Below are 9,654 nucleotides of genomic sequence, written 5' to 3' on the forward strand. Positions count from 1 at the left end.
TTCTTTGCAATAGGAATAAAACCATCTGGATCACAAGACCCATATGCTCTAAGACGTCAAGCTTTAGGTATATTAAGTATATTACTAGATAAGAAATTAGACATAAACTTAGAAAAATTAGTTGGAGATGCTCTTGACAACTACGATAACTTAGAATTCAATAAAGCTGAAGTAGTAGCTCAAATAATGGACTTCTTCACTGAAAGAGTTAAGAATCTATTCAAGGATTTAGGAATAAGATATGATGTAATAGATGCTGTATTAAGCTCTAACTTAAACAGTATATCTGACATACATACTAGAGCTGTTGAATTAAATAACTGGCTTCAAAAAGAAGAATTAGTTGAAATGTTAACTGCATTCAACAGAGTATCTACATTAGCTCAAAAAGCAGAATCTGATAAAGTAGACGAAGCTTTACTAAAAGAAGATCCAGAAGTAAAATTAAATGCTGGATTTAAAGAAATAAAAGCACAAGTTGAAGGATTCTTAGCTAATAAAGAATACAATAAAGCATTAGATGCTTTTGCTTCAATAAAACCACTAGTAGATAACTTATTCGACAATGTAATGATAATGGATAAAGACGAAGCTATAAAAGCAAATAGATTAGGATTATTAAAACAAATCTACGATACTATGCTAACTATATGCGATTTATCTAAAATTGTTTATAAATAAGAAAATTTAAAAATAGAATAGTATAAATAAATATAAAATAGGTAAATAGGTAGACTTATAAAAAATAAAATCTATCTATTTACCTATTTTTTTGATAAAAATAACATAAATATCTAAGTATATATTGAATTTTTACCCAAAATTATATAACATAAAGATATAAATAACACTAAAAAATGGGATTGAAAAAGTAATAATGTTTAATAATTAGCAAAATTATATGTAGTATTTATATAAAAAATAAAAATATGTCATACTAAATAAAAAAAAGTGTTTACAGAATAGCATATATGATTATATAATATACTATATAATGAAAAAACAGAAAAAGTATAGCATATTGAAAGAAGGTGATTATCATTCAACTTAATCAAAGACAACAAAGAATAATAGAAATCGTAAAAGAAAATCAACCTATAACCAGTGAAAATATAGCGGCTGCGTTAAATGTTACGAGAGCTACATTGAGATCTGATTTAGCTATATTGACAATGACAGGAATATTAGATGCAAGACCTAAAGTTGGATATTTTTATACAGGTATTAGTCAAATAAATCTATTGGGAAATGACATAAAAGAAAAGAAAGTTGAAGATATAATGGGCATGCCTGTAGTAGTAAAAAAGGATGTTAGTTTATACGATGTAATAGTTGAGATGTTTTTATCTGATGTTGGAAGTATATTTATTATAGATGACGAGGAAAATTTATGTGGTGTAGTATCTAGAAAGGATTTACTAAAGGCCACAATTGGCGGATTTGATATAAATAAAATGCCAATAGGAATGATTATGACGAGAACTCCTAATGTCGTAACTGTAAAAAAACAAGACAGTATAATATTGGCAGCTAGAAAGATTATTGAACATGAAGTAGATTCTATCCCAGTTGTAGAAGTAGATGATGATAATAAAACAAAGGTATTAGGCAGAATTTCTAAGACAAATATAACAAAATTATTCTTAGAAATAGCTGGAGATTAAGGAGGATTACTTTAATGGAATATTTAATGATTTATGCAGTTTCAGATTCAATAGGAGAGACAGCACAGCAGGTTTCAAAGGCTGCAATATCACAATTTGGTTTAAGTGAAGAGGAATATTATATAAGAAGATTCCCTTTTGTAAGAACTGAAGAAGCGTTACTTGATTTATTAAATAATGCAAAGGAAGATAATGCATTATTTGTATATACATTAGTAGATCCTAAATTATCTAAAATGGCAAGGGATTTCTGTGAGGAAAATGGTCTTTTAAAAATAGATTTAATGACAGATATATTAAATATATTAATTGAAAAAACTGGTAAACAACCATTAGGAGAAGCTGGAAGAATAAGAAAAATGGATGAAAGCTACTTCAGAAGAATAGCAGCTATTGAGTTTGCAGTTAAATACGACGATGGTAAAGATCCAGGAAGAGGTATAAAAGAAGCCGAATTAGTTTTAATTGGTATATCTAGAACATCAAAAACACCTCTTAGTATGTATTTAGCAAATAGAAACATAAAGGTAGCAAATGTACCTTTAGTGCCAGAGATACCAGTGCCTAAAGAAGTCTACGAAATAGACTCTAAAAAAATAATAGGTCTTACAAATTCACCAGAGGTTCTTAACAATGTAAGAACAAATAGACTTAAAGCACTTGGTCTTTCAAGCAATGCAAATTATGCTAAACTAGATAGAATATTAGAAGAGCTTGAATACTCTGAGAAAGTTATGAAAAAAATAGGATGTCCAGTTATAAATGTAGCTAACAAAGCTATAGAAGAAACTGCTGGAGATATATTAGATATAATGAAGGAAAAGGGAATACATAAAAAGATCCACAAGGATCATTAAGAATTAATTTAAATGAGTAATTTTATATTATGAAAAGTATTTAGCAAAAGATCAATTATCTTTGCAAATACTTTTCATAAAATTTAAATATAAATAAATTTTCATTAAGAATATAAATGTTATTGGAGGAATTAAGAAATGGGAACTAAATACGTTTACAGTTTCAACGAAGGTAATAAAGACATGAGATCTTTATTAGGAGGAAAAGGTGCAAATTTAGCTGAAATGACTAAGATAGGATTACCTGTGCCTCCAGGATTTACAATTTCAACTGAGGCTTGTAATGATTACTATGTAAGTAATAAAACTATAAAACCTGAAATAATAGAACAAATAGAAGATAAATTAGCGCAATTAGAATCTGATCTAGATAAAAAATTAGGTTCTATAGAAAGTCCATTATTAGTATCTGTTCGTTCAGGTGCAGTTATATCAATGCCAGGTATGATGGATACTATACTTAACTTAGGTTTAAATGATGATACAGTTGTAGGACTTGCTAAGGCTACTGCAAATGAAAGATTTGCATATGATAGTTACAGAAGATTTATACAAATGTTCTCTGACGTTGCTATGGAAGTTCCTAAGTATAAATTTGAAAACGTTTTGGATAAATACAAAGAACAAAATGGATTTAAATTTGATACAGAATTAACTACTGATCACCTAAAAGCAATAGTTGAAGAATTCAAAGCTATCTACAAATCAGAAGTAAAAGAAGATTTTCCACAAGATCCTAAAAAACAATTAATGTTAGCAGTTGAAGCCGTATTTAGATCTTGGAATAATCCTCGTGCAATAGTATATAGAAAATTAAATGATATTCCTAATGATTTAGGAACAGCAGTTAACGTTCAATCAATGGTATTTGGTAATATGGGAGATAACAGTGGTACAGGTGTTGCGTTTACTAGAGACCCAGCTACTGGTGAAAACCATCTATTAGGAGAATACTTAATAAATGCTCAAGGTGAAGACGTTGTTGCAGGTATAAGAACTCCTCAAAAAATAGATACATTAAAAGACATAATGCCAGAAATCTATGATCAATTTGTAAAAACTGCTGACAAACTAGAAAAACACTACAGAGATATGCAAGATATAGAATTTACTATAGAAAAAGGTAAATTATTCTTATTACAAACTAGAAATGGTAAGAGAACTGCAAAATCTGCTATAAACGTAGCTGTTGACTTAGTTGAAGAAGGATTAATAACTAGAGAAGAAGCAATAATGAGAGTTGAACCTAACCAATTAGATCAATTACTACATCCAAAATTTGAAGATAAATCTCTTAAAGAGGCAAAGGTTTTAGCAAAAGGTTTACCTGCTTCACCTGGTGCTGCTAGTGGTAAAATCTACTTTAGTGCTGACGATGTAGTTGAAGCATCTAAAGATGGTACAGAAACAATACTTGTAAGACAAGAAACTTCTCCAGAAGATATAGAAGGTATGGTAAGCGCACAAGGTATACTTACTGCTAGAGGTGGTATGACTTCACATGCTGCTGTTGTAGCAAGAGGTATGGGTAAATGCTGTGTAGCTGGTTGTGGAGAAATAAAAGTAAGTGAAGTTTTAAAAACTATAGAAGTTGGAGATATAGTTCTTAAAGAAGGAGATTATATTTCTTTAGATGGTTCTACTGGTACAGTTTACTTAGGAAATGTAGCTAAAGCATCTGCAGATATGACTGGTAACTTTGAAAAATTAATGGGATGGGTTGATGAAATTAGACAAATGAAGGTTAGAACTAATGCAGATAACCCAAGAGATGCTAAGGCTGCTGTGGACTTCGGAGCTGAAGGTATAGGACTTTGTAGAACTGAACATATGTTCTTCGACGAAGAAAGAATACCTGCAGTTAGAAAGATGATTCTATCAAATACTGTAGAAGAAAGAGTTAAAGCATTAGATACATTACTTCCAATGCAACAAAAAGACTTCGAGGATATCTACAGAGTTATGGGTGAACGTCCAGTTAACATAAGACTTTTAGATCCACCACTACATGAATTCTTACCACAAGACGATGAAACTATAGAAGAACTTGCTAAAGATATGGGAATAGAAGCTATAGCAATCAAGAAGAGATGTGAAGAATTAGCAGAATTCAACCCAATGCTAGGACACAGAGGTTGTAGACTTGCTGTAACATATCCAGAAATAGCTGTAATGCAAACTAAAGCTATAATAAACGCAGCTATAGCTGTAAATAAAGAAGGATTAAACGTTGAACCAGAAATAATGATACCACTTGTTGGTGCATTAAACGAATTTAGAACAGTTAAACAAACTGTAGTTGAAACTGCAGATGCTGTTATTGCTGAAGCTGGCGTAGAACTTAAATACACTGTTGGTACAATGATAGAAATACCTAGAGCTTGCTTAATCGCTGATGAAATAGCTAAAGAAGCTGACTTCTTCAGTTTTGGTACAAATGACTTAACTCAAATGACATTTGGTTACTCAAGAGACGATGCTGGTAAATTCTTAGGTGAATACGTTGATAGAGAAATACTTGAAAAAGATCCATTCCAAGTATTAGACCAACATGGTGTAGGTAAATTAGTTAAAATGGCTGCAACAGCTGCTAGAGAAGTAAAAGGTGACAATATTAAATTAGGTATATGTGGAGAACATGGTGGAGAACCATCTTCAGTAGAATTCTGCTACAATACAGGACTTAACTATGTATCTTGCTCACCATATAGAGTTCCAATAGCTAGACTTGCTGCTGCTAGAGCAACTATAAAAAATCCTAGAAAATAATTGATTTGAAATTAAATAATTGACTATATATGGAGTGTTCAAATATAGATTAGGAGTCTATTTTTGGACACTCTTTTTGTGTTTTAATTAATTTATTCATTTAAATATTTTTTAAGATAAATTTTTTAATGTATGCTTATAAAAAGTAGTTTATAATTTAATTACAAAAAATTATTAAAGGTGGTATTAACATATGAAATATTTTACAAAAGAGTGGCAAAATAATTATAAAGATATTTGTTTAGAACTTGAAGTTAGTTTAAAGGCAGGAAGATTTTCAGAAAAATATTATCAGGATCTTTACAATGCTAAATTAAAAGAATTTTTAGAAGAAGAAAAAGAAATGTCGGAGATGGAAGATGGAGAAAATGAAGAGGACTTATGGAATGAAATTCATTTTTTTGATGACAATGGGAATCTTGTAAATGCTAGGGATGTAATGACGGAAGAAGAATTTGAAAAGTTAAGAGAAGAAATTTTAGAAAACGAAAGACAAAGTATGGAGGACTATGAAGAAGAAATAGAGCCATATGATGAAGATAAACTTACAGAGTCTTTTTTAGAAATGCATAATAGAGAAGTAGAAGAATTAAGACAAAAATTGCCAGCAGAAATTTTAGATCAAGTAGCTGATGTAAGAGTTTTAGCACTAGGAAAAGCTACTAGAAAGGTAAAAAAAATGATAGATAAATATTGTGCTGAAGATGATAGGAATTTTGAAAAAGCTTTTGAAAATTATTCTAAATATTGGGACAGTATTAGTGATAAAATACCAGATAATATAAAAGAAAACTATGATTTTCACGATTGTATGATTTTGAAAATTAAAAATATTGGAGATGATATTGTATTCGAGCTAGATAATGGAGGAGGATTTACTGATATAAAAAGAATTATATACAAAAAAGCTGAAATGATAGAAAATAATTTTGCAAAAGATTGCTATTGGATGTACGATGAAATATATTTAGCAGATGGAGGTTTCGAGTTTCATATAAGTATAGATGGTGAAAATGGATACGATTATATTACTCTTAAAGCATCAGATGTAGAGTTTGAATAATAGAATTAAAAAGATGAAATTTTAAGGATTATAAAGATTAAATAAATAAAATTTTTGTAAAAAAAGGCATTTTATTTATTCGATAAATTGTGGCTAAAATAACGTATTATAATTTATAATTATAGTATGATGAAAATAAAGTAATAATATAATACAATTACTCGAAAAGAAGGTGTTAAAAGAAAATGAAAGATATATATTTTGATAATTCAAGTACATCATTTCCAAAAGCACCCAATGTTGGAAAAGCTATGTGCGCTTTTATAGAAGGTGGTGCTTTTAATATAAATAGAGGTGGATATGAAGGTGCATATGAAGTAGGGAGTGCTGTATTAGAGACAAGAGAAATGTTGAAGGATTTATTTAACTGCTCTAATTCTAAGAATGTAGTATTCACACCAAGTGTCACTTATTCGCTAAATTATTTCATAAAAGGTTATTTAAAACCAGGAGATCATGTAATTGTAAGTAGTGTAGAACACAATGCAGTCATGAGACCATTAGTGCAAATGCAAAAATTAGGATTAGAATTTGATGTAGTTCAGTGTGATGAAGAGGGTAGTGTAAAAGCAAGTGATTTCATACCTTATATCAAAAAAAATACTAAGGCCATAATCACTACACATGCCTCAAATGTGTGTGGGACTATTTTACCGATAGGCGATATAGGAGCTATATGTAAAGAACACAATCTAATTTACGTAGTCGATACAGCACAAAGTGCTGGTATAGTAGATATAGATATGGTAAAAGACAATATAGATTTCTTGGCATTTACAGGACACAAGGGGTTACTTGGTCCACAAGGAATAGGTGGATTTATAGTTAGCGATGAATTAGCCGGCCAGATCGAACCAGTTATAAGCGGTGGAACAGGAAGTATGTCTGATTCAGAAGAAATGCCTGAATTTTTACCAGATAGATTCGAAAGTGGAACAATGAATTTACCTGGAATTATAGGTTTACATCAAGCGCTTATTTATTTAAAAGAAACTGGAATAGATAATATAAGAAATGAAAAAATGGAAATAACTAAATATTTCTTAGATGGTATTAAAGAAATAGATGGTGTAAAAATTGCTGGTAAAAAAGGAATAGAAGGCAGAGTAGGGGTAGTGTCTTTAGATTTCGAAGATGTAGACAACAGTATAGTGGCATTTTCCTTAAGTAGCAAATATAAAATCATGACTAGAGTTGGCTTGCATTGTGCGCCAAGAGCACATAAGACTTTAGGAACATTCCCTCAGGGAACAGTTAGATTTTCATTTAGCCACTTCAATACAGAAGAAGAAGTAGATATATGTATTGATGCTATAAAAACTATTTTAACTGATTTGAAAAATGGGGAAGATTATCTGTAGATTATAATTTTTACTTTATGTAAAATTTATAAAATAAATTAAAATCAAAAGGAGATAGAAGTATGGCTGATTACAGAAAAATGTGGGAAGATCTAGGTATGGATTTAGAAACCCATGATCAATTATGTGAGGTATTACCTCAAGCTTTTGGAGATGTATTCTTATCACAAGAAAATAGACCTGAAGCAATGGACTATTATAATTTTGTAATAGCAGAAATTCACGGAGTTAGACCTCAAGAACTAATAAAGGCACAAGAAGAAGGAAAAAAGGTGTTTGGGACTTTTTGCGTCTATGTTCCAGATGAGTTAATATTTGCAGCAAATGCAATAGCTACAGGTCTTTGTGGCGGATCACAATTCTGGGTACCGGGCGGTGAAAAAGTCCTTCCAACAAATACATGTCCATTAATAAAAGCATCAGTAGGTGCTAGACTTGATAGAACATGTCCTTTCTTTAGAATAGCTGACATGTATATAGGTGAAACTACTTGCGATGGCAAGAAAAAAGCTTGGGAAATATTAGGAGAAGATGTACCAGTTCACGTTATGGATTTACCTCAAATGAAACGTGAAAAAGATATAAAAGCTTGGGCAGACGAAATAAGAGATCTTAAAAAGGTAATAGAAGATTTTACAGGAAATAAGGTTACAGCAGAATCATTAAACGAAAGTATAAAATTAATAAACAACAAGAGAAAAGCTTTAAGTCGTCTATACGAATGTCGTAAAGCAGATAAAGTGCCTATAAGTGGTAGAGATGCTTTAGTTATATCTCAAATAGCATTTTACGATGATCCAGCTCGTTTTACACAAATGACAAACAAACTTTGTGATGAGCTAGAACAAAGAATCAAAGATGGTGTAAGTGTAGTTAAAGAAGGAACTAAGAGAATATTATTGACAGGAACACCACTTGCAGTTCCAAACTGGAAACTACATAACATAATAGAAACTAGTGGAGCAGTAGTTGTATGTGAAGAAATGTGTACAGGAACTAGATATTTTGAAAACTTAGTAGACGAAACTAAGACTACTGTAGATGAACAAATAGATGCTCTAGCAAGAAGATATATGGGTATCAACTGTGCTTGCTTCACACCAAATACTGCTAGAATAGATGATATTATACGTTTAGCTAAAGAATACAAAGTAGACGGTGTAATAGACGTAAACTTAAAATTCTGCAGCTTATACGATGTAGAAGGTTATACAGTTGAAAGAGCATTAAAAGAAGCTAAAATACCAGTTATGGGAATAGAAACTGACTATACAGATAGTGACGCAGAACAACTTCGTACTAGAATAGGTGCATTTATAGAAATGATAGGAACAAAATAAATGAAACAGTATTATGTTTTGTTTGAAAATCACGACAATGGCATGCGTCTATACAACAGCTTAAAATCAAAAAATATCAAATGCACAATAGCACCAACTCCAAGAGTGGCTTCTAAAAGCTGTGGAATATCTCTTTTAGTCAATAAAGAGGATATAGAAAAAATCAGAGAGTGTGTGTCAAACGAGTCAATTGATATAATTGATATAGTTGAAATTGAAAAAAACATAAGACCAAATAGAGACAGATATTGCTAGAGGAAAAATTTATGAATTATGTAGGAATAGATATAGGATCTACTGCTTCAAAAGTAGTTGTCCTTGGAGATAAAAATACAGAATTTGTACTTCCAACAGGATGGAGCAGTAAGGAAACTGTAAATGAAATAAAAAAGAGATTGCTATGCGATGACATCGATGTAGAGGATGAAAATACTAAGGTGGTTGCCACTGGATATGGAAGAGTTTCTGTTGATTTTGCAGATAAAGTAGTAACAGAGATTACTTGCCACGGAAAAGGTGGTGTAGAAATTGCAAAAGGAGACTGCACAATAATAGACATCGGAGGACAGGACACAAAGGTTATAATTATAGAAAATAATT

9 protein-coding genes are annotated in these 9,654 nt (G+C 30.8%); all 9 read left to right on the top strand.

The genetic code is table 11. The features are described 5' to 3' along the window. Window positions 1–681: glycine--tRNA ligase subunit beta (locus SPD90_RS09295; protein WP_320925039.1), on the top strand; the 681-nt coding region annotated here is incomplete at its 5' end. Window positions 682–1,031: 350 nt separating this feature from the next. Beyond that, window positions 1,032–1,664, top strand: a complete 633-nt coding sequence (locus SPD90_RS09300; protein ID WP_320626543.1) for a helix-turn-helix transcriptional regulator — start codon at window positions 1,032–1,034, stop codon at window positions 1,662–1,664. 14 nt (window positions 1,665–1,678) lie between these two features. Beyond that, complete coding sequence (locus SPD90_RS09305) at window positions 1,679–2,521, top strand: pyruvate, water dikinase regulatory protein (RefSeq protein WP_320626544.1); 843 nt, start codon at window positions 1,679–1,681, stop codon at window positions 2,519–2,521. Between the two features lie 138 nt (window positions 2,522–2,659). Beyond that, the gene (gene ppdK, locus SPD90_RS09310) at window positions 2,660–5,290 is read left to right on the top strand and encodes a pyruvate, phosphate dikinase (protein ID WP_320925040.1); all 2,631 of its coding nucleotides are present in this window, start codon (window positions 2,660–2,662) and stop codon (window positions 5,288–5,290) included. 193 nt (window positions 5,291–5,483) lie between these two features. Continuing rightward, window positions 5,484–6,353 (top strand): DUF4085 family protein, encoded by an 870-nt coding sequence (locus SPD90_RS09315; RefSeq protein WP_320925041.1) that lies wholly within the window; start codon window positions 5,484–5,486, stop codon window positions 6,351–6,353. A gap of 185 nt (window positions 6,354–6,538) precedes the next feature. Further along, entirely contained in the window at window positions 6,539–7,714 is a 1,176-nt protein-coding gene (locus SPD90_RS09320) for an aminotransferase class V-fold PLP-dependent enzyme (protein WP_320925042.1), read from the top strand. 62 nt (window positions 7,715–7,776) lie between these two features. After that, the gene (locus SPD90_RS09325; RefSeq protein WP_320925043.1) at window positions 7,777–9,054 is read left to right on the top strand and encodes a double-cubane-cluster-containing anaerobic reductase; all 1,278 of its coding nucleotides are present in this window, start codon (window positions 7,777–7,779) and stop codon (window positions 9,052–9,054) included. After that, window positions 9,055–9,309: a DUF3343 domain-containing protein gene (locus SPD90_RS09330; protein ID WP_320925044.1), complete on the top strand. Its 255-nt coding sequence runs from the start codon at window positions 9,055–9,057 to the stop codon at window positions 9,307–9,309. Between the two features lie 11 nt (window positions 9,310–9,320). Next, window positions 9,321–9,654, top strand: a 334-nt coding sequence (locus SPD90_RS09335; protein ID WP_320925045.1) for a BadF/BadG/BcrA/BcrD ATPase family protein, incomplete at its 3' end; no start/stop codon positions are given.

Source organism: Intestinibacter sp. (assembly GCF_034113885.1).
Lineage (GTDB): Bacteria > Bacillota > Clostridia > Peptostreptococcales > Peptostreptococcaceae > Intestinibacter.